General features: G+C 63.5%; 17 protein-coding genes, 4 tRNA genes and 8 pseudogenes. 12 read left to right on the forward strand and 17 right to left on the reverse strand.

The window, feature by feature from the left end:
* Together YO9_RS16005 and YO9_RS0100010 are read right to left on the reverse strand one after the other, a co-directional pair.
* A pseudogene (locus YO9_RS16005) lies at positions 1-232 on the reverse strand (ABC transporter); the annotation flags it as partial.
* Positions 233-297: 65 nt separating this feature from the next.
* On the reverse strand, positions 298-675 hold the full coding sequence (locus tag YO9_RS0100010) for an ArsR/SmtB family transcription factor (protein WP_031272363.1): 378 nt from the start codon (positions 673-675) through the stop codon (positions 298-300).
* 14 nt (positions 676-689) lie between these two features.
* On the opposite strand from YO9_RS0100010, the gene YO9_RS0100015 reads away from it, so the two are divergent.
* Entirely contained in the window at positions 690-1,154 is a 465-nt protein-coding gene (locus YO9_RS0100015) for an arsenate reductase ArsC (protein WP_016995636.1), read from the forward strand.
* 25 nt (positions 1,155-1,179) lie between these two features.
* Here YO9_RS0100015 and YO9_RS0100020 read toward each other — a convergent pair whose 3' ends face one another.
* From YO9_RS0100020 to YO9_RS19390, 12 genes and pseudogenes are all read right to left on the reverse strand, one after another.
* Positions 1,180-1,683 carry a GNAT family N-acetyltransferase gene (locus YO9_RS0100020; protein WP_016995637.1) on the reverse strand — a complete coding sequence of 168 codons (504 nt, stop codon included), beginning with the start codon at positions 1,681-1,683 and terminating at the stop codon, positions 1,180-1,182.
* 366 nt (positions 1,684-2,049) lie between these two features.
* Positions 2,050-2,122: transfer RNA gene (locus YO9_RS0100025), tRNA-Glu, on the reverse strand.
* A 121-nt stretch (positions 2,123-2,243) separates the two neighbouring features.
* Positions 2,244-2,315: transfer RNA gene (locus YO9_RS0100030), tRNA-Gln, on the reverse strand.
* A gap of 85 nt (positions 2,316-2,400) precedes the next feature.
* Positions 2,401-3,914: pseudogene (gltX, locus tag YO9_RS0100035) on the reverse strand (glutamate--tRNA ligase).
* 93 nt (positions 3,915-4,007) lie between these two features.
* Positions 4,008-4,780, reverse strand: a pseudogene (locus tag YO9_RS0100040) (fumarylacetoacetate hydrolase family protein).
* A 54-nt stretch (positions 4,781-4,834) separates the two neighbouring features.
* Positions 4,835-5,932, reverse strand: coding sequence for a branched-chain amino acid aminotransferase (locus YO9_RS0100045; RefSeq protein WP_016995638.1), 1,098 nt, complete (start codon positions 5,930-5,932; stop codon positions 4,835-4,837).
* Positions 5,933-5,958: 26 nt separating this feature from the next.
* The gene (locus YO9_RS0100050) at positions 5,959-7,038 is read right to left on the reverse strand and encodes a 3-isopropylmalate dehydrogenase (protein WP_016995639.1); all 1,080 of its coding nucleotides are present in this window, start codon (positions 7,036-7,038) and stop codon (positions 5,959-5,961) included.
* A 131-nt stretch (positions 7,039-7,169) separates the two neighbouring features.
* Complete coding sequence (gene metG / locus YO9_RS0100055) at positions 7,170-8,723, reverse strand: methionine--tRNA ligase (RefSeq protein WP_031272368.1); 1,554 nt, start codon at positions 8,721-8,723, stop codon at positions 7,170-7,172.
* A 147-nt stretch (positions 8,724-8,870) separates the two neighbouring features.
* Positions 8,871-9,893, reverse strand: a pseudogene (gene ilvC, locus YO9_RS0100060) (ketol-acid reductoisomerase).
* Positions 9,894-9,983: 90 nt separating this feature from the next.
* On the reverse strand, positions 9,984-10,493 hold the full coding sequence (ilvN, locus tag YO9_RS0100065; protein WP_016995642.1) for an acetolactate synthase small subunit: 510 nt from the start codon (positions 10,491-10,493) through the stop codon (positions 9,984-9,986).
* A gap of 3 nt (positions 10,494-10,496) precedes the next feature.
* Positions 10,497-12,237 (reverse strand): annotated as a pseudogene (locus tag YO9_RS0100070) (acetolactate synthase large subunit).
* Positions 12,238-12,668: 431 nt separating this feature from the next.
* Positions 12,669-13,654 (reverse strand): annotated as a pseudogene (locus tag YO9_RS19390) (NAD(P)-dependent oxidoreductase).
* Between the two features lie 169 nt (positions 13,655-13,823).
* Between YO9_RS19390 and YO9_RS0100080 the strand changes: the two are divergent.
* Positions 13,824-13,896 (forward strand) — tRNA-Lys (locus YO9_RS0100080).
* A gap of 147 nt (positions 13,897-14,043) precedes the next feature.
* Here YO9_RS0100080 and YO9_RS0100085 read toward each other — a convergent pair.
* Complete coding sequence (locus tag YO9_RS0100085; protein ID WP_223285866.1) at positions 14,044-14,532, reverse strand: MarR family winged helix-turn-helix transcriptional regulator; 489 nt, start codon at positions 14,530-14,532, stop codon at positions 14,044-14,046.
* Between the two features lie 207 nt (positions 14,533-14,739).
* On the opposite strand from YO9_RS0100085, the pseudogene bcp reads away from it, so the two are divergent.
* The 10 genes and pseudogenes from bcp (at position 14,740) to YO9_RS0100130 (ending at position 23,235) form a co-directional block, all read left to right on the forward strand.
* Positions 14,740-15,209: pseudogene (gene bcp, locus YO9_RS16010) on the forward strand (thioredoxin-dependent thiol peroxidase).
* A gap of 122 nt (positions 15,210-15,331) precedes the next feature.
* A tRNA-Leu gene (locus YO9_RS0100090) sits at positions 15,332-15,416 on the forward strand.
* A 49-nt stretch (positions 15,417-15,465) separates the two neighbouring features.
* Complete coding sequence (locus YO9_RS0100095) at positions 15,466-17,082, forward strand: ABC transporter substrate-binding protein (RefSeq protein WP_223285867.1); 1,617 nt, start codon at positions 15,466-15,468, stop codon at positions 17,080-17,082.
* A 114-nt stretch (positions 17,083-17,196) separates the two neighbouring features.
* Positions 17,197-18,681, forward strand: coding sequence for a malate:quinone oxidoreductase (locus YO9_RS0100100; RefSeq protein WP_016995646.1), 1,485 nt, complete (start codon positions 17,197-17,199; stop codon positions 18,679-18,681).
* 307 nt (positions 18,682-18,988) lie between these two features.
* Entirely contained in the window at positions 18,989-19,369 is a 381-nt protein-coding gene (locus YO9_RS0100105) for a MarR family winged helix-turn-helix transcriptional regulator (RefSeq protein ID WP_223285868.1), read from the forward strand.
* Between the two features lie 132 nt (positions 19,370-19,501).
* Positions 19,502-20,626, forward strand: a complete 1,125-nt coding sequence (locus YO9_RS0100110; protein WP_016995648.1) for a YihY/virulence factor BrkB family protein — start codon at positions 19,502-19,504, stop codon at positions 20,624-20,626.
* A gap of 8 nt (positions 20,627-20,634) precedes the next feature.
* Positions 20,635-20,826: a hypothetical protein gene (locus tag YO9_RS0100115; RefSeq protein WP_016995649.1), complete on the forward strand. Its 192-nt coding sequence runs from the start codon at positions 20,635-20,637 to the stop codon at positions 20,824-20,826.
* Positions 20,823-21,410: an alpha/beta fold hydrolase gene (locus tag YO9_RS0100120; RefSeq protein WP_016995650.1), complete on the forward strand. Its 588-nt coding sequence runs from the start codon at positions 20,823-20,825 to the stop codon at positions 21,408-21,410. The genes YO9_RS0100115 and YO9_RS0100120 overlap by 4 nt, the downstream gene beginning before the upstream one ends.
* 48 nt (positions 21,411-21,458) lie before the next feature.
* Positions 21,459-22,555 (forward strand): annotated as a pseudogene (locus tag YO9_RS0100125) (S-(hydroxymethyl)mycothiol dehydrogenase).
* Positions 22,552-23,235, forward strand: coding sequence for an MBL fold metallo-hydrolase (locus tag YO9_RS0100130; protein WP_016995651.1), 684 nt, complete (start codon positions 22,552-22,554; stop codon positions 23,233-23,235). The pseudogene YO9_RS0100125 and the gene YO9_RS0100130 overlap by 4 nt, the downstream one beginning before the upstream one ends.
* Positions 23,236-23,376: 141 nt before the next feature.
* Here YO9_RS0100130 and YO9_RS0100135 read toward each other — a convergent pair whose 3' ends face one another.
* Positions 23,377-24,678 carry an MFS transporter gene (locus YO9_RS0100135; protein ID WP_223285869.1) on the reverse strand — a complete coding sequence of 434 codons (1,302 nt, stop codon included), beginning with the start codon at positions 24,676-24,678 and terminating at the stop codon, positions 23,377-23,379.
* Positions 24,679-24,687: 9 nt separating this feature from the next.
* Complete coding sequence (locus tag YO9_RS0100140) at positions 24,688-25,026, reverse strand: SbcC/MukB-like Walker B domain-containing protein (protein WP_223285874.1); 339 nt, start codon at positions 25,024-25,026, stop codon at positions 24,688-24,690.
* Positions 25,027-25,078 lie beyond the last annotated feature (52 nt).

A 25,078-nucleotide genomic window follows, 5' to 3' on the forward strand; every position in this document is an offset into this window, starting at 1 on the left:
GCGTGGACTTGCCCGCGCCGGTGGACCCGCCGACCACGGCGAGCAGCGGGGCATCCAAGGATCGGACGCGCGGCAGGACGTAGTCGTCGAGCTGGGCCACAGCCCGGTGCACGGTCTCGCGCTGCTGCGGCGCACTGGCCGTGGCCAGGGGCAACGTGGTGGAGCTCAACAGGTCTCGGGTCCGCTCAAGCGCTTCGATCAGCGGAGTGGCAGATGCGTTTTCGGTGCTCACGCCGCCATTGTGCCAGTGTTCAGGGGCTCACGCGGCGTATCACGGGAAAAGCCACGCGCCGTGGCTCAACGCAGGTCGAGCAGGACGCGGATCTCCGCGAACGCCTCGGGAACCACGCTGTAGTGCGCCCACTTTCCTCGCTGCTCACGCGTGATCAGCCCGGCGTCCACGAGCTTTTTCATGTGGTGACTGACCGTGGGTTGGCTGATGCCCAACTCTTCCGTGAAGTCGCAGGAGCAGACACTGTCGCAACCCTGGGCCGCCAAGTGGGACAGCAGCCGCAAACGCATGGGATCCGCGAGGGCCTTGAGCACACCGGCTACTCGCTGAGCCTCTTGGGCGCTCAATACGCCCTGGGACAGCGAGCAGCACTCGCTGGTCCTCGGATCGGGAGCGCAACACGCAGAGGAGGCGATGTCCAAGGACTCTGATGTGGCGGTCATTCGTTCATCTTACATTGACGACTGTCAATGCGATCCGTAATCTCTGGATCGTGAGCACTGAATCTTCAAAACCCAGCGTCCTGTTCGTGTGCGTCCACAACGCTGGCCGGTCCCAAATGGCGGCCGCGTACCTGTCACACCTATCCGCAGGCCGAGTGGAGGTTCGCTCCGCCGGATCAGCGCCGGGGCATTCGGTCAATCCCGTGGCGGTCAGCGCCATGGCGGAGGAGGGCATCGATATCAGCGCAGCTCAGCCCAAAATCCTCACCACAGACGCCGTCAAGGAGTCCGACGTGGTCATCACCATGGGTTGCGGAGATGCCTGCCCGATCTTCCCCGGCAAACGCTACGAGGATTGGCAGCTCGACGATCCCGCCGGCCAGGGCATCGAGGCCGTCCGGCCCATTCGTGACGAGATCCGCGCGCGGGTCGAGCACTTGATCGACGAACTGGTGCCTGCGGGCGCGGAATCCTCGTAGCGGTCGGGCCACGGGCCGGATCGAGTCACACCGCCAGTTCATAGACGTGAGCGGTGGTAACCACGCCATCCTCACGGACCCATTCCTTGGCTTCGCGGGTGGGTTCGTACCCGAGACGACGCCAAAATCCTTCCGCGACATCCGCGTTGGTGGCCACGATCGACAGCCGGAATGTGGTGATCCCCGGGGTGCTCATCGCTCGGTCAAACAAGGCCTCGTGAAGCGTGCGGCCCGCTCCCCTGCCCTGGCTGTCGGGGACCACCTGAAGCAGACCCACGTACATGACCTCCGGGCGCGGGTAGCCACGCACGGCGTCTGCCACCCCGATGAGTCGGTGGTCATCCCACAAGCCGATAGTGGTCTTGGAATCCTGGCCGAGACCGGGTGGCCGGGCGTGGAGGACGTCGCGAGCGGCGTCGGCCTTGGGCGGCCGCCCGAACACCCGCATGGAGTACCCGCCGTCGTCCATGATCAGGCCGGTGAGCGCTTCGAGATCGTCGGAGGTCAGGTCGGAAACGCGAAATGTCATGCCATCAGTCTAGGAACCGCCCGAATGTCCTATTTCTAGCCGGCGACGCCGCCGCCTCACCTACTCGGGTAGATGTCACCCACATCCTGGGGGCCGGGAGAACCCTCCGATTCATCTGGTGCACCGTAAGAACCCTCCCGGTTACTGAAAAAGGTTCTAACGACGCCTGAGGTGGCGTCGAGGGTTCGAACGGCCCCTCAGATGTGGGGCGATCTCATAACGCATCCGGGCCAGCACCACGTTTCTGGCCTATAACCCCTATAACCCCATGCCCCATGACCCCATCACCCCACCAGGACCGTGCACCGGGGATCCGGATACGAAAAAACCCCGCCTCCAGAAGGAGACGGGGTTTCGTCACTTGCGTGACCCCAGCGGGATTCGAACCCGCGTTACCGCCGTGAGAGGGCGGCGTACTAGGCCGCTATACGATGGGGCCCTAGTTGATCGAGAAGCTTTTTGGCTCAATCGACGGACTAAACAGTAACATCAGATTTCGCCAGCACCAACTTGCTCGCTCGGTGCATTCCATCCGCTGTCAGATCAGTGGATGTTCAGCGCTGGGATACCAGGACTCGAACCTAGAACGACGGTACCAGAAACCGCTGTGTTGCCAATTACACCATATCCCAATGTTTTGCTGGGGCTTTCGCTCCCGCGCAACGAGCAATAACTATACCCGCTCGCTGCGCGGGTGCCAAACCGAGGAAAGGGTGCCTAGCCCAGCTGTGCCGCGAGTGCCTTGATCCGGTTCAGGGAGGATTCCTTGCCCAGGATTTCCAGCGACTCGAACAGCGGCGGGGAGATCCGCTCGCCGGACACCGCGGTGCGCACGGGTCCGAAGGCCAGGCGGGGCTTGATCTCCAAGCCCTCGACAATGGCCTCGCGCAAAGCGGTCTCAATGTTCTCGGCGGTGAAATCCTCGAGGGGCTCGAGTGCTTCGATGGCGGCCTGCAGCACCTGCGGGGCGCTGTCCTTGAGCTGCTTCTGAGCGTCCGGGGCGATCTGGATCTGATCGTCGGAGCGGAACAGGAATCCCAGCAGGCCCGGGGTCTCGCCCAGCAGGTTCATACGTTCCTGCACCAGCGGGGCAGCCTGATCCAGGATCGTGTTCTGTTCGTCGGTCAGGGTCTCCCCCACCAGGCCGGCGGACTGCAGGTACGGAATCAGGCGGTTCCGGAAGTCCTGCGGATCCAACATGCGGATGTGGGTGCCGTTGATGGCCGTGGCCTTCTTGACGTCGAAGCGCGCCGGGTTGGCCAGCACATTGTGGATGTCGAAATTCTCCACGAGCTGTTCCACGCTGAAGATGTCCTCGTCCGCGGACAACGACCAACCCAGCAGAGCCAGGTAGTTCAACAGACCCTCCGGAATGAACCCGTTGTCCCGGTGGTGGAAGAGGTTGGATTCCGGGTCGCGCTTGGACAGCTTCTTGTTGCCCTCGCCCATGACGTAGGGCAGGTGACCGAACTCCGGAATGAACTCGGCCACCCCGATGTCCATGAGTGCGCGGTACAGGGCGATCTGGCGCGGAGTCGAGGACAGCAGGTCCTCGCCGCGCAGCACCTGGGTGATACCCATCAAGCGTCGTCCACCGGGTTCACCAGGGTGTAGAGGGGCTTGCCATTGGCGCGGGCCACCACGAAGTCCGGCACCGAACCGGCCTTGAACGAGATCTCGCCGCGGACCAGGTCGTTGAAGGAGATGTCCTCATCGGGCATGCGCAGACGCAGCACGGGTTTGCGGCCCTCGTCGCGGAATGCCTGCTTCTGCTCATCGGTCAGGTCACGGTCGTAGTTGTCGTAACCGAGCTTGGGGTCCTCGCCCTTGGCCTTGTGCCGTGCTTCCACCTCATCCGGAGTGGAGAAGTCCTCGTACACGTGACCGGACTCGACCAGCTTGGCCAGCACGTCCTGGTAGATGTCGCCGCGCTGGGACTGGCGGTAGGGCTCGTGGGGACCGCCCACGTTGACGCCCTCGTCCCAGTCGATACCCAACCAAGCGAGTGCGTCGAGGATCTGGCCGAAGCTTTCCTCGGAGTCGCGGGCCGCATCCGTGTCTTCGATGCGGAACACCATGGTGCCGCCGGTGTGGCGGGCCCAGGCCCAGTTGAACAGTGCGGTGCGGATCAGTCCCACGTGCGGGGTGCCCGTGGGTGACGGGCAGAAGCGGACGCGCACGGGAGTGTCGGCGGAAACGGTGGGGTGAAGTGAAGTCTGGAGGTCAGTCATGATGTGACCATTCTAGCTCACGTGTCACCGCCACCGCATCCGCACCGCTCCATGGCCCGGGCGGGCCTGAACCGTGGGACAAGCAATCGAAGACTAGCGGCGCAGCACCGTGCTGAGGCGACCAATGCCCTCGATGTCCACGTCCAGGGTGTCGCCCTCGTCCACAATGCCCACCCGGCCGGGGTACCCGTGAGAATCACGTCACCGGGCAGCAGCGTGAATGCCTGGGACACGTAAGAGACCAGGGTCGGTACGTCGAAGACCATATCTCCGGTGTTGCCGTCCTGCTTGAGCTCGCCGTTGACGCGGGACTGCACCTCGAGGGACGTGGTGTCCAGTTCGGTCTCGACCCACGGGCCCAGGGGGCAAGCGCCGTCGAAACCCTTGGCGCGCGCCCACTGGCCGTCGGTCTTTTGCGCGTCACGTGCGGTGAGGTCGTTGGCGCCGGTGTAGCCGAAGACGACCTCGGGCACGCGCTCCACCGGAACGTCCTTGCACATGCGCCCGATCACCACGGCGAGTTCGGCCTCGTAGGAAACCTGTTCGGTCCAGGACGGCAGCGTGACCGGATCACCGGGCCCGGACACGGCCGTATTCGGCTTGAAGAACAGCATGGGGCTGGTGGGCAGTTCGTTGCCCATCTCGGCGGCGTGGTCCGCGTAGTTGCGACCGACGCACACGATCTTGGAGCGCGGAATCACCGGTGCCAGCAACCGCACCTCGGAGATGTCCACCGTGCGGTCGAGGGGCTGGACACCCACGTAGAGCGGGTCGCCCGAAAGATAGGTGATCTTCTCCTGGCCCTCGGGGCCGGAGACCACGCCAAAGTGAATTTCGTTGTCATAGGTGAACCGTGCAATGCGCATGCCCTAAGGCTACACAGCACGGTCCACCTCGACCCCGCGTTGAGCGGTGAGCGATCAGGCCAGACGGGTGAGCCAGCCGTGCGTGTCCTCCGCGCGACCCGTCTGGATGTCCAGCAGCTTCTGACGCAGGGCCATGGTCACCTCGCCGGGCTGGTCGTTCTCGTTGCCGATGATCTCGTCATTGCTGACCAGACGACGCACCGGTGCGATGACCGCCGCGGTACCGCACGCGAACACCTCGGTCAGCTCGCCCGACGCCTTGCCCTCACGCCATTCGTCCAGTGTGAAGCGGCGCTCCTCGACCTGCAGGCCACTCTCCTTGGCGAGCTCGATGATCGAGCGACGGGTGACGCCCTCCAGGATGGTTCCGGTGAGTTCGGGAGTCACCACGCGGCCGTCCTTGAACACGAAGAACACGTTCATGCCGCCGAGCTCCTCGATGGCGTCGTCGCGTTCGTGGTCCAGGAACAGCACCTGGCTGCAGCCGTGCGCGTCGCCTTCCATTTGGGCAATCAACGACGCCGCATAGTTGCCACCGCACTTGGCGGCACCGGTGCCGCCCTTGCCTGCGCGGGCGTAGGTGCGGGACAGCCAGATATCGACGGGTTCCACGGTGCCGAAGTAATTTCCGGCCGGGGACGCGATCACGGAGAACCGCGCCTGGCGCGAAGGACGCACACCCAGGAACGGTTCCGTGGCAATCATGAAAGGACGCAGGTAGAGGGACTCACCGTCACCGGAGGGCACCCACTTCTCGTCCGTGCTCACCAGTTCCCGCACGGAGTCGACAAAGGTCTCCTCCGGCAGTGCCGGCAGCGCCAGCCGCTCGGCGGACTGGTTCAACCGCGCCGCATTGGCCTCCGGGCGGAACGTCCACACGGAGCCGTCATCGTGGCGGTACGCCTTGAGCCCCTCGAAGATCTCCTGGCCGTAGTGGAACACGGCGGCGGAAGGATCCAACGCAATCGGGCCGTAGGGCTCCAGTCGTGGGTTCTCCCACTGTCCGTTGCCCTTCTCCACGTCACCGGTCCAGTCGATGGAGATCATGTTGTCCGTGAAGTGCACGCCGAAGCCGGGGTTGGCCAAAATGGCGTTCCGGACCTCATCGGTGGCCGGATGAGGGTTGGGCTGACGGACAAACTGGGTGCTCAAGAGTGTTCTCCTTCGACTGCTCGGATTCAGGCGTCTTTCAGGGCGGCCACAATGTGGTCACCCACCTGATCGGTGCTGCGCTGCTCGTTGCCGTGCGTCTCGAGATCCCGGCGCACTGCCTGGTTGATCTGGTCTGCGAGATCCTCGTGGCCCAGGTGTTCCAGCATCATGGCGGCGGCGAGGATTGAGGCCACCGGCTGAGCTGTTGCGGTTCCCGCGATGTCCGGAGCGGAACCGTGTACGGGCTCGAACATGGACGGCGCGGTGCGATCTGCGTTGATATTACCGCACGGTGCCAGGCCGATACCGCCGGTCACCGCGCCCGCCTGGTCGGTGAGGATGTCGCCGAACAGGTTGTCGGTCACGATCACGTCGAACCTGGAAGGTTCGGTGGTCAGGAAGATCGTGGCGGCGTCGATGTGCAGATAGTCCACGGTGACGTCCGGGTACTGCGGCGCGAACTCGTTGACGGTCTCCTGGTACAAGCGGCCGGCGTTGACCAGCACGTTGTGCTTGTGGACCAGGGTGAGCTTCTTGCGCGGACGCTTCTGCGCGAGCTCGAACGCGTACTTGACCAGGCGGCGCACACCGTGGGCGGTGTTGATCGAGACCTCGGTCGCGATCTCGTGCTCGGTGCCTTGACGCACGCGGCCGCCGTTACCCGCGTAGAGACCCTCGGTGCCTTCGCGCACCACCACGAAATCAATGTCGCCGGGCTCGGCCAACGGGCTGGTGGTGCCCGGGTACAGCGCCGCGGGGCGCAGGTTGATGTAGTGATCGAACGTGAAGCGCAGTTTCAACAGCAGGTCACGCTCGAGGATTCCGGAAGGAATGCGGGTGTCATTGGGAGCAGCGCCGACCGCGCCGAACAGGATGGCGTCGTGGCTGCGCAGTTTCTCCATGGTCTCGTCACTGACGACCTCGCCCGTGGCCAACCAGTGCTCCGCGCCCAGCGGGTAGGTGGTCTTCTCCAGGGTGATGCCCGCGGGCTCGGTCACGGCATCGAGTACTTTCACCGCCTCTGCAACGACCTCGGGTCCGATCCCGTCTCCGGGAATCACGGCGATCGAGTACTTTGTGGCTGCGTTCGACGATGCTTCGCTCATGCTCCCAGCCTAGATCCGGCGGACACGGGTATTCCACAACGTGAATTCGTGTCTCGGATATTGAGACAGCGAAACGGCGACGCCGTCATGTTCCCATGACGACGCCGCCGCATCACTTACCGCTCGTGCGCTCAGTCCTTGAGGACCTCGGGTTCCTCGTAGCGCGGGAACACTCCGGCCGGCTTGGGCAGTTCGGTGCCGGGTGCGAGTCGCTCGGAAATGGCTGCATACTGGCGGGCTTCCCCCTCGGGCTGACCGAGTTGGGTCAGTAGCTTGGCCATGGAATCCGGCATGACCGGCTGCACCAGGATCGCCACGATGCGCAGCACTTCCGCAGTCACGTACAGCACGGTGGCCATGCGCTCCGGGTCGGTCTTGCGCAGCACCCACGGCTCCTGAGCGGTGAAGTAACGGTTGGCGTTGGCGATCACGCGCCATACGCCCTCCAATCCGCGATGGAAAGCTTGGGCGTCGAACGCGGTGCGGAACGTCTCGACCACGGCGTTGGCCTCGTCGAGCATTGCCTGATCCTCGGCCGTGAACTCACCTGGTGCGGGGACCTCTCCCCCGAGGTTCTTGGCCACCATGGACAGGCTGCGCTGGGCCAGGTTGCCCAGGTCGTTGGCCAGGTCCGAGTTGATGCGTGAAGCAATCGCGTCGTGGGAGTAGTTGCCGTCCTGCCCGAAAGGTACCTCGCGCAGCAGGAAGAAGCGCAACTGATCCAGTCCGTACTCCTCGATGAGTGAGTGCGGGTCGATCACGTTGCCCACGGACTTGGACATCTTCTCGCCCTGGTTGAACAGGAAGCCGTGGGCGTACACGCGCTTGGGTAGTTCCAGCCCTGCGGACATCAGGAACGCGGGCCAGTACACGGCGTGGAATCGCGCGATGTCCTTACCGATCAGGTGCAGATCCGCGGGCCAGTACTTCTGGAACTTGGTGTCCTCGGTATCGGGGTACCCCAAGCCGGTCAGGTAATTGGTCAGCGCGTCAACCCACACGTACATCACGTGATCCGGGTTGCCCGGCACGGGCACGCCCCAGTCGAACGTCGTGCGGGAGATTGACAGGTCCTGCAGTCCCCCGTTTACGAAGGATGCAATCTCGTGGGAGCGGGTCTCGGGCTGCACGAACCCGGTCTTGTACAGCTCCAGCAGCTTGTCCTGATAGGCCGACAGACGGAAGAAGTAACTCTCCTCCTCGGTCCACGTCAGCTCGGTACCGGTGCCGATCGAATACCGTTGGCCGTCCTCGCGGACCTCGGTCTCGTCCTCGGCGTAGTAGGCCTCGTCGCGCACGGAATACCACCCGGCGTACTTGTCCAGGTAGATGTCCCCGTTGGCCTCCATCCGCTTCCAGATGTCCTGGCTCGCGGCGTAGTGGTCCTCGTCCGTGGTGCGGATGAAACGGTCGTAGCTGACCTGCAGCTCGTCGTCCATCTCCTGGAACTGGGCGGAGTTATGGTCCGCGAGTTCGCGCGGCGACACACCCTGTTTCTCGGCGGTCTGCTGCATCTTCTGGCCGTGCTCGTCCGTTCCGGTCTGGAACCGCACGTCGTAGCCGTCCAGTCGCTTGAATCGCGCCATGGTATCCGCGGCAATCGCCTCGTACGCGTGCCCGATGTGCGGGGACCCGTTCGGGTAGGAAATCGCGGTGGTCAGGTAGTAGGGAATCTGCTCGCTCACGCCCTCCACTCTAGCGACCGTCCGGTACTTTTCTCGCTTCGAGACTCCCCGGACAGCACGACGCCGCCGGGAGAGTTCGCGTGAACTCTCGCGGCGGCGTCGGCAATCGAACTACGGCACCCAACTGGAGTGCCGGATCAGGACCGATCAGCGAGCGGCAGTGCCCTCGGTGTAGTCCTCATCGGTCTGCTCCCATGCGAAGAGGGAACGCAGCTCGCGGCCGGTCTCCTCGATGGGGTGGGACTCTTCCTTGGAGCGCAGTTCCTTGAACTCCTTGGCGCCGCTGGACTGGTCCTCCATGAAGCGCTTGGCGAAGGTGCCGTCCTGGATGTCCTTGAGAACTGCCTGCATGTTCTCCTTGACGTGAGCGTCGGCCACGCGCGGGCCGGAGACGTAGTCGCCGTACTCGGCGGTGTCGGAGATGGACCAGCGCTGCTTGGCGATGCCGCCCTCGACCATCAGGTCCACGATCAGCTTGAGCTCGTGGAGCACCTCGAAGTACGCGATCTCCGGCTGGTAGCCGGCTTCGGTGAGGACCTCGAAGCCTGCTGCACCAGGTGGGACATGCCGCCGCACAGCACGGCCTGCTCGCCGAACAGGTCGGACTCGGTCTCCTCGGTGAAGGTGGTCTCGATGACACCGGCGCGGGTGCCGCCAATGCCCTTGGCGTAGGACAGTGCCAGCTCCAGAGCCTTGCCGGAAGCGTCGACCTCAACGGCCACCAGGTCGGGCACGGCGCGGCCGCTTCGAACTCGCGGCGCACGGTGTGGCCGGGGCCTTGGGGGCAACCATGGCCACGTCAACGCCCTCGGGGGCCTTGATGTAACCGAAGCGGATGTTGAAGCCGTGGGCGAAGAAGATGGCGTCGCCCTCGTTCAGGTTGTCCTTGATGGACTCCTCGAAGACCTGAGCCTGGACCTGGTCCGGGGTCAGGATCATGATCACGTCGGCTTCCTTGGCGGCCTCGGCCACGGTGAGCACGCGCAGGCCGTGAGCTTCTGCCTTCGCACGAGACTTGGAACCCTCGGCCAGACCGATGCGGACGTCCACGCCGGAATCACGCAGGTTCAGCGCGTGGGCGTGACCCTGGGAGCCGTAACCGATGATGGCCACGGAGCGGTTCTGGATGATCGACAGATCTGCATCGTCGTTGTAGTAGATCTTTGCCATGGGGTTGTCTATCTCCTCATTCGATGGTGGGACTGCTGTTCAGATCGAGCACCGCGTCCCGAGCGGAACCCGATCAAGGGTGAGGTGGTACTAGTGCCGCAGCGCGCGGTCCGACATGGACTTGGGACCGCGTCCCAAGGCCAGCGTGCCAGCGCGAACGATTTCTCGCACGCCGAACGGCTCCAGCACGTCCAACAGGGCGTGGATTTTGTCCCGCGCGCCCGTGGATTCGATGACCACGGACTCGGTGGAGACGTCCACGATGGTGGCCCGGAACAGGTTTGCAGCCTGGGTGACCTGCAAACGCGTAGAGGCATCCGCGCGCACCTTGACCATGATGTGGTCACGCTGCACGGAGTTCTCCGGGGCGAGCTCAACAATTTTGATGACGTTGATGAGCTTGTTCAATTGCCTGGTGACCTGCTCCAGCAATTCGCCGTCAGCATCCACCACCACGGTGATCCGGGAGATCCCGGGCAGTTCCGTGGGACCCACGGCCAGGGAGTGGATGTTGAACGCACGGCGAGCGAACAAACCGGCGACGCGCGTCAGCACGCCGGGCTTGTCTTCAACCAGAACGGAGAGAGTATGACGGCTCATTGATTAGTCCTCCGAGTTCCAGTCAGGAGTCAGGTTTTTGGCAATTTGAATCTGGTCGTTGGACACGCCCGAGGGCACCATGGGCCAGACCATGCGTCCGCGGACACCACGAAGTCGATCACCACGGGCCGGTCGTTGATCTCCAAGGCCTGCTTGATCACGTCATCCACCTCGTCGTCGCTCTCGCAACGCAGGGCGGCGCAACCGTAGGACTCGGCCAGCTTCACGAAGTCCGGCACGCGGCGGGAATTGTGACCGGTGTTCAGCTCGGTGTTGGAGTAGCGACCGTCATAGAACAGGGTCTGCCACTGCCGCACCATGCCGAGCGACGAGTTGTTGATCACCGCGACCTTGATGGGGATGTTGTTGATCACGCACGTGGCCAGTTCCTGATTGGTCATCTGGAAACAGCCGTCGCCGTCGATCGCCCACACCACGCGGTCCGGCTGGGACACCTGTGCACCCATGGCGGCGGGAACGGCGAAGCCCATGGTGCCCAGACCGGCGGAGTTCAACACTGGCGGGGACGCTCGTAGTCGACGAACTGCGCGGACCACATCTGGTGCTGGCCAACGCCGGAGACGTACACGGCCTCCGGGCCGGTCAGTGCCGAGATGCGCTCGATCACGTGCTGGGGGCTGCCCAGACCGTCATCGGTGCGGGTGTAGCCCAGCGGGTAGGTGTCACGCAGGGTGGACAGCGTGGACCACCAGGTGCCCAGGTCCGGCTTCTCGCCGTTCTCGAATTCCTGACGAACCGCGTCCGTCAGATCCGGGATCACGGTCTTGAGGTCACCCACGATCGGGACGTCCGCCGTGCGGTTCTTGGAGATCTCGGCGGGATCGATGTCCGCGTGGATCACCTTGGCATTGGGCGCGAAGGTGTCGAGCTGACCGGTCACGCGGTCGTCAAAACGCGCGCCCAGCGTGACCAACAGGTCTGCCTGCTGCATCGCGTACACGGCCGGAACCGTGCCGTGCATGCCGGGCATGCCCAGGTTCAGCTCGTGCGAATCCGGGAACACACCGCGGGCGGTCAGCGTGGTAACCACGGGCGCCCCGGTGAGCTCGGCGAGTTCAAGGAGCTCCGCAGCGGCGTCGGCGCGCATGGCGCCGCCACCGGTGTAGAGCACCGGGCGCTCAGCGGCCGCGATGAGACGGGCCGCTTCCTTGATCTGCTTGGAGTGTCCGCGCGTGACGGGGCGGTAGCCGGGCAGATCCAGCTGCGGCGGCCACGTGAAGGTCATGGTGGAGACCTGTGCGTCCTTGGAGACGTCCACCAGTACGGGACCGGGACGGCCGGTCGAGGCCAAGTGGAAAGCCTCGGCCAGGACGCGCGGAATGTCTTGGGGATCGGTCACCAGGTAGGAGTGCTTGGTGATGGGCATGGTCATGCCCACGATGTCCGCTTCCTGGAAGGCATCGGTGCCGATGAAAGCGCTCGAAACCTGACCGGTGATGGCCACCATGGGGATCGAGTCCATGTTGGCGTCAGCGAGGGCGGTGACCAGGTTGGTGGCACCGGGACCGGAAGTCACGATGCACACACCCGTGCGACCCGAGGCCAAGGCGTAGCCTTCGGCGGCGTGTCCCGCGCCCTGCTCGTGACGCACCAGGATGTGGTTGATCTTCTCCGCATCCATCAGGGGGTCGTACGTGGGAAGGATGGCACCACCCGGAAGACCGAAGACGTCCGTGACACCGAGCTGCTCGAGCGAACGAATAATGGCTCGCGAGCCCGACATTTCCTCCGGACCTTCAGCACCGACCACTGCGGTGGCTACGGGGTGCTGGTCCGTTTCCGCGCCCACCAATGACGCAGAGGTGTTCTCGGCGCGCCGATGGGCCATGACGGCCGGTGAGATCGGCTGATCCTTACTCATAGTGGATATTTCCTTTACCTGCTGTTGGTGCTGAACGCCGGGCGGGCCGTCCCCTGACCGATAACGGTGTGCCGATGCGGGTCGTTATACATAAGGAAAGGCCCTCACGCCACGGGTTTCGTGAGCGTTCGGGCCTGTGTCCACGCGCGACGTATTTTCCTCAGGCCCGATGTCCGATAAGAACAACGACTCCAAGGTCTACGACGTCACTGGGTGCGAACTGCATAACACCCACTGTAGTGAGGCGCGCGTCTCCTGTGTCAATCTTCGGACACCTTGTCTCACATTATGAACTACTCCCCCGTGGAATTGAGATCGAGTCGTCCACGTTGCACCAAAAATTCTGGCGATTTCCCGGCCTTGATGAGTTCGATCTGCTGCAGAATGAGATCCCGCACGCGGGGTCGATAGGAAACATTGGAGCCACCGACGTGCGGCAGCACGATGGAACCCGCCGCGCTCATGAGCGGGTGATCACCGGGCAGCGGCTCCGGATCAACCACGTCCAAGGCACACCGGAGTCGGCCTGCAACCACTTCCTCGGTCAGCGCGTCCGTATTGACCAATGAGCCGCGGCCCACGTTGACCACCAGGCGTCGTCGGGAAGTTTGGCGAGCATAGCGGCGTCGAACATGTTGTCCGTCTTCTCGGTGAGGGGCAGGGCGACCACCAGAATGTCCGTCTCGGGGAGAATCTGGTCCAGTTCGTCCACGCCGCGCACCTGGCCCTGTTCGTCCTCCCGCGCCGACGACGCCACACGCGTGATCTCGACCTCGAACGGGCGCAGCCGATCAATGACGGCGGAGCCGATTTCGCCGATACCCACCACGGTCACACGGGAGTCGGCCACCGCACGCGAGAAGAAACGTTTGTACACGCCTTCTTTCTGCTGGATGATCGCGCGGTCCATGTTTCGTTGCGCGGCGATAATGAGCCCCAGTGCGATCTCCGCGGTGCCGGCGGCATGCACCCAACCCGCGGAAGCCAGAGCAACGTCCGGGCCGATCCGCTCCGGAACTCCGTTGTACCCGGTGGACTGCAACTGCAAGAGCTTGACGTTCTCCACGACCTCGGGGTTCTTCATCCACCGACCACTGAAGTACGGAGCCACCGCGATGTCGATGTCCTCGCGAGCGCAGCCCTCCGGTTCGCCTTCCAGATCCCACAAGACACACGTGAAGTCGGTGAGTTCGGCGCTGATCTGATCGAAGAGTTTCTGCTCGGGCAGTGAGATCACACGCAGGTCTGACAAGGCAACGGATGAGTGCTGAGAAGTCATGGCTCCATGTACGTGCGGGCCCCGTTCGTGACGTGCCCAGCGCCACGCTCGCCGAATTGGACAGATCGCCAGGCGGTGCTAAAGTTATCTCTCGTTGCGCAGGGGAAACCCGGCACAGAGCAGTTCCTGACGGAGCCGATCATGTGCTAACTTTCTTCCGGTAACGCCAGCGCCTCTAGCTCAATTGGCAGAGCAATTGACTCTTAATCAATGGGTTCTGGGTTCGAGTCCCAGGGGGCGCACCCCGAAAAGTCCGGCCGCATTACGCACGTAATGCGGCCGGACTTCTTTAATGTCGAATCATGGACACGGGCGGCCGTTCTGGGCGGCACAAAGAAAAACTGCGCCACCCCTTCTCGGAATGACGCAGTTAATCGCGGGAAAACTAGTTATTGCTTGGTCCCCACGGATTGGTCGCTGTCCTGCCGCACCACTCCGTCATCGGAGACTTCGAGCTTCCAGCGAGCTCCGCCCAGAGTCGAAATGATCTCCGCCAGGGAGCGACGGAGATTCTCATCCACCAGGGTGCCTTCACCCAGCAGATCATTCTCCAGCTTGGATGCGGTCTCCAGAACCTTCTCCCCCTCGGGAGAAATGGACACCACGTGTGAACGGCGATCACGGACATTCTTGGATCGAGTGATGTGGCCGTGGACTTCCAGTCGGTGCAAGGTCTTACCCATGGTCTGCGCCTGAACGCGAACCTTGTGTGCCAGTTGCGCTTGGGTCATGCTGCCCTCAGCTTGCAGGACGTCCAGGGCCATCACGCCCGCGTGGGTGATACCGAGAGAAGCCAGACTCTCGTTCCACGCATGCTCCACCAGGCGCGCTGCGGTGGACAGCAGGCGATTCGTGGGCCACTGGTTTCTATAAGACATACGCTCTACTATACCCGCCCCGGATCAACCGATCAGACTATGGTCAGGGTGCTGATAGTGCAAGTTTGTGACATAAATATTCCCGCTCAAGCGGATAACCTACGCGTGAACCTGACTTTTGAACCCTTCAGTTGTAACAGTGTCATGTTATCGCGCCCACAGTCGAGATGCGAGACGACTGTCACCCATACGAAAGGAATACCCTCTATGACCAGCACATTGACCATTGGAAATCCCGCACCCGAGTTCACCCTGCCGGATGCGAACGGTTCGGACGTGTCCCTGTCCGACTATCGCGGTCAGCGCGTGATCGTCTATTTCTACCCGAAGGCCTCCACGCCGGGCTGCACCACCCAGGCCTGTGATTTTCGCGACAATCTGGCCGCCTTCACTGCGGAGGGCTTTGCCGTACTGGGAATTTCCCCGGACGCACCGGCGGCCCTGGAGCGCTTCACGGAAAAGCAGGAGCTCACGTTCCCGCTGCTCTCCGACGAGGACCACAGCGTGGCCGAGGCCTACGGGGCCTGGGGTGAGAAGAAGAACTACGGCAAGACTTACGAGGGCCTGATCCGTTCGACCGTGGTGGTGGATGCCGAGGGCAACGTGAACTCGCCCAGCACAACGTGCGCGCCAAGGGTCACGTGGCCAAGTTGCGCCGCGATCTCAAACTGGACTGAGCGGCGTCGTCGTACTGCACCCGCGAGCGCCGGCGAGAGAGACGGTGCCCGCGGGGCGGCACGATGCGCAGGGGTTGTCCGGTTACGATGGTTGACGTTCGCCGGGCAGCCCCGTGCGAGCTGCGCGAGTGGTGGAACTGGTAGACACGCAGGATTTAGGTTCCTGTGCCTCACGGCGTGCGGGTTCGATTCCCGTCTTGCGCACCATTCCGGATAGCTCCGGTACAGCTGTCGGTCGGTGAAAGGATCAGCTCCGTTGAGCACCTCGGAATTCCAGATCGGACGTCGCGGCTTCTTGGCCGTGGCCGGACTGGGAGTGGTGCTCACGGGGTGCGGGTCGTCCGATCCTCGTTCGGGTTCCTCGTCCTCGGTACCCGACAGTTCCTTCATCTTTGGGCAGGCTGCGTCGCCTTCCACCATGGATCCCTCCATCAGCAATACCGTGGAGACCTCACGGATTGCGGCTCAGATTCTGGAGGGCCTGGTCCGAGCCGACCCCTCGACCGGAGAACCGCAGCCAGGTCTTGCGGAGTCGTGGGAGACCGACGACGACGAGCGCTCGGTCACCTTCACGCTCAGAACCGGTATCACTTTTCACGACGGCGCCGCCCTGGACGCCGAGGCGGTTCGCGCCAATTTCGACAAGTGGCGTGTTCAGGCGGAGTCGGATGAGTCCTGGGCGCCTCGGACCTCCTTCGCGACCGTGTTCCGACACGGCAGTTCCGATCCTTCGACGCCCTCCAGCTACGGGGGCTGTGAAGTCATCGACGACCGGACGGTCAAGGTGGTGCTCCAGCACGCCTATTACCCGTTGCTGCACGCATTGACCCAGCCTTCGTTCGGTATCGCCTCGCCAGAGTCCATTGCCACGGGCACTTCCCGTTCCCATCCCGTGGGTACGGGACCGTTCCGGTTCATGACTGCCGACGCGCAGTCCGTGAAGCTGAGCGTGAATCCCGACTACTGGGGCGACCTGGGGCACCTGGGAACCGTGGAGTTCCGGAGCATCCCGGATCCGAAGGTCAGATATGCGGCCCTGGTGTCGGGACAGGTGGATGCCTACGACCAGGTCGGGCTGGACGCGTTCGCCCCGCTGGCCCGCAGTGGCACCCAGGTACTGTTCCGAGACCCCTACTCCGTTTCTTATGTGGGCATCAATCAGCGCATCCCGATCCTGCGTGACATCAAGGTCCGCCGCGCCATTGCAGCCGCGATCGACCGTGGCGCCATTGCACGCGAGCTCTTCCCCAACGGCACCAACGTGGCCAATCAATTCATCCCGGCGCGATTCAATGTGGACGGCGAGGATCTCCAGGTTCCCGGGTTCAACCCCCAGCGCGCCCGTGAGTTGCTGTCCGACACCGAGTACGACGGCGAACCGCTCACCTTCTACTACCCGCGCAACACGTCCCGGTTGTATCTCCAGCAGCCTGAGCAGGTGTTTGCGATGATCTCCGCCCAACTCACGCGCGCGGGGTTCAACCTAGACCCGGTGGCCGTCAACTGGGATGACGAGTACATCCAGAAGGTCACGGATCCGCAGTCGCCTCACGCGCTGAGCCTGCTGGGCTGGAGTGGCGGGTTCCGCGATCCGGACAACTTCTTGGGCCCGTTGTTGGGATCTCCCAACGCGGAATTCGGTGTTCGGGACCGGGGTCTGATCACCGCGGTCAATCGTGCCGCGGCGATGTCCGGCGACTCTGCACGCGCCAACACCTACCGCGCGTTGAACAACCGGATCTCCGAACTCCTCCCGGCAGTCCCCCTTGCGCACCCGGTCTCCGCCGTGGCCGTGAACAATCGGGTCGAAACGTTCCCCTTGACGTCCACGGGTCACGAATTGTTCAACGACCTGACCCTTCGCAACGGCTAACGGGCCGCAACTCGTCAGCGACCTTATTCGGTGATCGTCCCGGGCTGGGGATAGTCTTGGATGCGAACCTCACGCGGCGCATCGAGGCGCCCGCCACGCATTTCGGGAGACACATTGACTTCAGCTCAGCCCACCGAATCCACCGACGTTCTTCTGGTTGGCGCCGGCATCATGAGTGCCACTCTGGCGACCATCCTCAAGGATCTGCAGCCCGATTGGGACATGACCATCCTGGAGCGTCTGGACCGCGCCGGGCTGGAGAGTTCCAACGCCTGGAACAACGCCGGTACCGGCCACGCCGCACTGTGTGAGCTCAATTACGCACCTCAGGCCGCCGATGGTTCGGTCAGCGCCCAGAAGGCACTGAACATCAACGAGCAGTACCACGTGACCCGCCAGCTGTGGTCCACGCTCGTGGAGAACGGTGTGCTCAAGGAAGCGTCCACCTTCATCAACCCGGTCCCCCACATCTCCATGGTGTTCGGCGAGGACCACGCCAACTACCTGCGCGCCCGCTACGACTCCTTCAAGCAGAACAAGTTGTTCGAGCGCATGGAGTTCTCGGAGGACCGCGACAAGATCGCCGACTGGGCACCGCTGACCATGCACGGACGCGGTGCCGGCCGCGTGGCGGCAACGTTCGCCCCGGAAGGCACCGACGTGGATTTCGGTGCGCTCACCAACCAGCTGATCGACTACGTGGCCAGCAAGGGTGCCACGGTTCGCTACGGCCAGCAGGTGACCACCCTCAACCGTCAGTCGGACGGTTCCTGGTTGGTCAAGGTCGAGGATCGCCTCAACAGCGACAACAACCGCACCATCCACGCCAAGTTCGTGTTCCTGGGTGCCGGTGGCGGTGCCCTGCACCTGCTGCAGAAGTCCGGCATCAAGGAAGCCAAGGGCTTTGGCGGTTTCCCCGTTTCGGGTCTGTTCCTGCGCAACACCGACCCCGCCGTGACTTCCCAGCACAATGCCAAGGTGTACGGCCAGGCATCCGTGGGCGCACCGCCCATGTCCGTACCGCACCTGGACACCCGCTACGTGAACGGACAGAAGGCCGTGATGTTCGGGCCCTACGGCGGTTTCAAGCCCAACTTCTTGAAGCACGGTTCCTTCCTGGACCTGCCCAAGTCCGTGCGGGCGCACAACCTGTACCCCATGACTCGCGCGGGCCTGGCCAACCTCGACCTGGTCAAGTACCTCGTGAGCGAGCTGACCAAGACCCGTTCGCAGCGCATGGACGCGTTGCACGAGTACTACCCCACCGCTGAGGCCGGTCAATGGGATCTGATCGAGGCCGGTCAGCGTGTTCAGGTCATGAAGAAGGATCCGCAGAAGGGCGGCGTGCTGCAGTTCGGTACCGAGCTCGTGACCAGCGCTGATGGCTCCATCGGTGCGCTGCTGGGCGCTTCACCGGGTGCTTCCACCGCGGTGCCCATCATGTTGAATCTGCTGTCGCGCTGCTTCCCGTCCAAGATCTCGGAGTGGGAACCGCGCCTGAAGGAGATCATCCCGGCGTACGGCGTGAAGCTCAACGACAACCCGCAGCTTGCGGATGAGATCGTGGGCCACACTTCCAAGGTGCTCGGTATTCGCTGACCACCCGATATCCACAGCAGCCCGGGGTGGGGCTGCGAATTCACGGGAGCATTTGTACACTTCGTACAAATGCTCCCGTGTTGTTTCCGGGTGTCGTCCGAGATCCGGGATGTGCACTCTTACGTGGACAGGGTTACCACGGGGTGTCATAAATGTGGACACCCGCGACACAGGAGCATCGTCTACGGTTTCGTAGCATTGGAAGAACGTCCATAGGGGGTGGACGTTCAAAGGGGGAATTATGCCGTCTAGAGGGAGCATTGAAGCGTGGGAGGCCTTAGGCCGCTGCCACGTCTCCGTGACCCGAGTGCTGCAACGCAACGTGAATTTGCACGGGTTGTCGCGCCGAGAATTCGAAGTACTGGCAACTTTGTACACTGCCGATCGCAGCGGTTTACGACTGCGCGATCTCAACAGTCATGTACTCCTCACTCAGTCGAGCCTCTCCAGAATGTTGGAGCGTCTCGAGATGAAAGGATTGGTCACGCGCCGTCAGGATGCGCAAGACCTCCGCGGTGTGCGCGTCACGCTCACCAGCAACGGTTCCGAACTGTACGAGGCCATTTCTGTAGGCCATGACCAAATGGTTGCCGAACTCATCAGCACAGCACTTGATCCCGAAGAAATTCGTGTGCTGACGCGGTTGAGCGAACGAGTTCACCAGTACTCGCTGTCACTTTCCCAGTAGCCCCGCTGCGCCCGGATTGATGCCGGGTGCAGCGGTGAGCCGCGCGGTGCACGATCCAGCACCCCAGGCTCAGTAGACTGTCGAAGAACTGTCATCAGCACTAGCGACACACTTCTTCGAGAGGACTGCGCGATGAGCGACTACAAGCTTGAATCAACGCAGCGGCGTGACCACGCGGCCCCGGATCCCGATCACGATGCCAAGCCCGACTCCCCCACTGATCTCAAGGGGCAGTCCTGGGGGTACGTGTTCAAACGTGCCATTTCAGAATTCACCAAGGACGGTTGTACCGATCTTGCCGCATCCCTGACCTACTTCGCAGTGCTGTCGATCTTCCCGGCACTGCTGGCACTCGTATCACTGCTGGGTGTCTTCGGCCAGGGCGAGGCCACGACCACCGCCATCCTGGACTTCCTGGAACAGTACGCACCGGCGGAACTGGTCAGTCTGTTGTCCGAACCCATTTCGCAGTTGACCACCCAGTCCGGTGCCGGCCTGGCGCTGGTCATTGGTGTGGCCGGCGCACTGTGGACCGCATCCGGTTACACCGGCGCGTTCGGCCGTGCCATGAACCGCATCTATGAGGTGGGTGAAGGTCGCCCGTTCCTGAAGCTCAAGCCGCTCCTCATGCTCGTGACCCTGGTCGTGGTGCTGATCGTGGCGCTGGTCATGTTCATGGTGTTGCTCTCCGGTGACATCGCTCAGACCGTGGGGGACTTGGTGGGCCTCGGCTCCACCGCGGTGACCGTGTGGAACTGGGCCAAGATCCCGGTCATCCTGTTCCTGCTCGTGCTGATGATCGCTCTGCTCTACTACGCGACCCCCAACGTCAAGCAGCCCAAGTTCCGCTGGATGAGCCCGGGTGCCGTGATCGCGCTGGTGGCCATGATCATCGCCGGTCTGGGCTTTGCGTTCTACGTCTCCAACTTCGCGAGCTACAACGCCACGTACGGCATCATCGGCTCCGTGATCATCCTGCTGTTGGGCCTGTGGATCATGAACAACGTGTTGCTGTTCGGCGCCGAGGTCGACGCCGAGGTGGAACGAGGCCGCGAACTGCAGGCCGGCGTGCGCGCTGAGAACACCATCCAGTTGCCGCCGCGTGACGTTCGCCAGACCGAGAAGCTCGAGGCCAAGGAAGAAAAGCTCGAGGCCGAGGGCCGCAAGTTGCGACTGCAGCACGACCACATCGACTACTCCTCGGAATCTTCCGATTCCGCCCAGGATTCGAAGGACTCCAGGGGCTCCGACAAGTAGCAGCGAGCTTGTCCCCAGATCGACGCGAAGCCGGTTCGCACGTCCCGTTCGGGGACGGCGAGCCGGCTTCGGCCGTTAACAGCTCCACAACCACCGACACCGTGCTGCGAGAACTGTCCACCGGTACCGGTCCCAGTGTGCTGCTGGTCCACGGATTGGCGTCCTCCTCGGAGCTGAACTGGGTGGCACGCGGTGGGTGAGTTCCTTGGCAGCGGAGGGTTTCCACGTGTGGTCCGTGGATCTCCCCGCACACGGGAAGGCAGCCCCCGCTCCTCTGGCGAACCGGGAATCCCTGTGCCGAGAGATCATCGGGCACGCCCGCAGTATCTCGACCGAGCCGATCCACGCGGTCGGCTATTCCTTGGGCGCGCAGTTGGTGTACCAATGCGCCGCACAAGACCCCGCGTTGTTCTCCCACCTGCTCCTGGGTGGATTCAGCATGGTGAATCGGTTGCCGGCGGCTCTCGATGCACCGGGGTTTCTCGTGGCTCCCGCCCAGCGTGACCTCGCCGAACGCCTCGCATCAGAACAATTCCCCCCGGGCCCTACCGTCCCCTGCCAACCCGCGCTGCTCTTCTCGGGCGCCGACGACGCGTGGTCCACGCCCGGTGACCACGCCGCGTTCCTTGCGCGGCGTCGTCGTCACGATCGAAGCGGACCACCCACGGACGTGCACGTGGAACCGCGACGCGACCACGTGAATGTGGTGACCTCCAAACGCGTGCGCCAAGCCGCCGTCGAGTTCCTCGCGGGGCGAACTCCCGGTGCCGCTCACGGCCACTGACATAAGCTGGATGTGATGCCCGGAACACGCCAACAGGAAGGCACACAGATGCACAAGGTCAAAGGTGTAGTGGTCAAGGCCAAGAACGAACCGGCCACCGTGGAAACGATTCTGGTACCTGATCCGGGGCCCGGTGAGGCGCTCGTGGACGTGCTGACATGCGGTGTGTGCCAGACCGACCTGCACTACAAAGTGGGCGGCGTGAGCGATGACTTTCCCTTCCTGCTCGGCCACGAAGCCGCCGGTGTGGTCAGCGCCGTGGGTGAGGGCGTGACCGAGGTCGAGGTGGGAGACCACGTGATCCTCAACTGGCGCGCTGTGTGCGGCGAGTGCCGCGCATGCCGTAAGGGCGAGCCGTGGTACTGCTTCGCTACCCACAACGCGACCCAGAAGATGACCCTGGAGGACGGCACCGAGCTGGAGCCTGCCCTGGGCATCGGCGCGTTCGCCGAGAAGACCTGGTGGCCGCGGGCCAGTGCACCCGCATCGAAACACCGCTCGAGGATGATCAGTACGCCGCCGTGGGCCTGCTGGGCTGCGGCGTGACTGCTGGCATCGGCGCTGCCATCAACACTGGCGCCGTCAAGCGCGGTGAATCCGTGGCCGTGATTGGTTGCGGCGGCGTGGGAACCGCGGCCATCGCCGGTGCCGCGCTGGCCGGTGCCACGACCATCATTGCCGTGGACCTGGACGACGAGAAGCTCGCCACCGCCCAGCGCCTGGGTGCGACCCACACCGTCAACTCCAAGGACAATGATCCGGTGAAAGCCATCCAGGAACTCACCGACGGCAACGGTGCGGACCTGGTCATCGATGCCGTGGGCATCGAACCCACCTTCAAGCAGGCGTTCCAGGCACGTGATCTCGCCGGACGCGTGGTCCTGGTGGGCGTACCGGACCCCGGAACCCCCATCGAATTGCCCCTGGACGAAATCTTCTCCCGCGGTGGTTCCATCAAGTCCGCATGGTACGGGGACACCCTGCCCTCGCGTGACTTCCCCATGCTCGTGGACCAGTACAAGCTGGGCCGCCTTGACCTCGATGTGTTCGTGACCGAGCGGATCGAACTGGACAAGGTGGATGAAGCATTCGAAACCATGAAGGCCGGTAAGGTCCTGCGATCCGTAGTGGAGATGCCCCGATGAGCGAGACACCGACAACCATCCTCAGCGACGACGAGACCGGCCTGCGGGTCGACAACTGCGTCACCTCCGGAACGTTCAGCCTGGACGGCGGCACGTGGGAGGTCGACAACAACGTGTGGGTCATCGGCAACGGCGTGGAATGCGCGGTCATCGACCCCGCCCACAACCCGCAGGCCGTAGTGGATACCGTGGCCGGCCGCACGATCACCCATGTACTGCTGACCCACGGTCACGACGACCACATCGCCGCAGTGCGAGAGTTCGTGGAACTCGCAGGCACCGACGCCGAGGTCTACATGCACCCGGAGGATCTGGTGCTGTGGCGCAAGGTCTTCTCGGACGGCCCCGAGCCCCAGCCGTTGGAGGACAACCAGGAGATCGTGGCCGGAACCGCCGCGCTCACCGTGCTCCACACTCCGGGTCACTCCCCCGGTTCCGTGGTGTTCTACGGTCCCGAGGTGGGTGAGCACGGTGTGATCTTCAGTGGTGACACCTTGTTCCAGGGTGGCCCCGGTGCCACGGGTCGGTCGTACTCGGACTTCCCCACGATCATCGAATCCATTCAGGAGCGCATCCTGACCCTGCCGGAGGAAACCCAGGTGCTGACCGGGCACGGGGACTCCACCACTGTGGGCGATGAGAAACCGCACCTGAGCGAATGGATCGCGCGCGGCCACTGAGCCCGCCGATTCATCGCCACGGCGATCGAATGGAATCGAACCGCGCTGCGGCCAATGGTTGGCTGCGGCGCGGTTCTCAGTTTCCGGAGTGAGGCGATTGCGGGTGAGCCGTCTGCGCCCGTGCGGCGAGAGCTCGGTAGCTCAGATATGCATGCTCGACAGCGGTGACCTGCGCCAGATGTAGATGAACACCAGCGATCCCGCCAGGGGAATCAGTGCCATGGCCACCGGCACCAGGGCCGCCGAGATGTAGTCGTAACGGACACCGAAGTACGCGCTGAGCACCAGACCGACGGCGGTTCCCGCCGAGGTGGCCGCAGTCATCCGGGAGACCAGACCGATGTACATGTCTTCGGGGGCGGCATACGCCGCCAATCCGTAGAGACACAGCAGACTCGGGCCGATGCACAAGCCGATCAAGGCCAGGACCACGGCAAATCCAAAGGCGCCCGACGGCGTGGACAGCATCATGGACGCGAGCAGCGCGGCAGTTGAGTAGAGAATCCAGAGGTTCCACGGAGACACCCGCGTCCGCCACGACACGGTCGCCACGGCGGCGATGGCCGAGGTCAGGCCCAGGAACGCGTAGAGGGCACCCACCGACGGCACGATGTCCACCGACACCGCGAACACCACCAGACAACCCTGAATCGCGCCCAGTAGCGCACCGAGCCCACCGCAACCGATCACCAACATGGAGCGCAGCCGCTGGGCGGACCAACGGCGGGCCTGGAGCAACCGTTCCGAGCTGTCGCGCAAGGACACGGTGAGGACCGGCTGCTTGAGCCTGGCGGACGGGTGCAGCATGAAGATGGCGATCATGACGACCGATAGGACGGCGGAGACTCGCAGCACCGTCTGAGGACCGGCCGTGGTGGCGATCAACCCCGTGATGGCGGCACCCGTGACCACGGACATCGCCTCGCTCACGGATTCCGCCCGCATGGCAGTGGGCAGGAGGTCCACTCGTTTGCGATGCTCCAACAGGGAGTTCCACCGGATTCGACAGACCAGTCCTTGCGGCGCCAGGGACATTCCCGCGAGGAAGAACGGCAGGAACATGCCCAGGCTGTCGATGCCCGTGGGAACCGACTCGATGGGGGCCAACGGCAAGAGCCACATGACCCCGCCCTGCAGCAGAGCCAAGACGACCATGCCCCCTTGACGCCACGGAACGTTGACGAAAAAGGTCATGAGAACTCCGCACAGCGCACTTCCCAGACAGACCGCCGCGGAGCTCAGGGCGGCTGTCCACGGCGATGCCGTCTGCGTGGCGACCCAGGTGATCACGCCCAGGGGTGCCAAGACCTGCGGCAAGCGCAGGGCCAGGGTGATCCAGGTCAGGCCGCGCCCGCCCAGCCCGTTGAGCACCTTGACGTCCCTGATCAGCTCGGGTGCTGATTTGGACGTAACGGGCGAGGGCGCGGGTACTGAAGAACTCACGGAATCAGCCTACGCGTTCGTTTCCAAACCGGTCATGACGCTCAGGTGTGAACCCTTGGGAGTCTTGGACACGACCAGTTGCGTGCCGATGCGCTGTTTCATCTCCGCCACGTGGGACACCAGCCCGATCACGCGCCCGTTCTGTCGCAGGCCGTCAATGGTTTCGAGTACTTGTTCCAAGGTGTCTTCGTCCAGGGAGCCGAAGCCTTCGTCCACGAACAGCGTGTCCATGTCCTGACCGCCGGCAGCGGCCCGCACCACGTCCGCGAGCGCCAAGGCCAGAGCCAGCGAGGTGAAAAAGGACTCACCCCCGGACAGGTTTCGGTTCCGCGCCGACGTCCGGTCCAGGAGTCGTCCACTTCCAGGCCGAGTCCCGCCTTGCCCCCGCCCTTCGACTGGT

This window comes from Kocuria atrinae C3-8, from assembly GCF_000286355.1.
GTDB classification, from domain to species: Bacteria; Actinomycetota; Actinomycetes; order Actinomycetales; family Micrococcaceae; genus Kocuria; species Kocuria atrinae_A.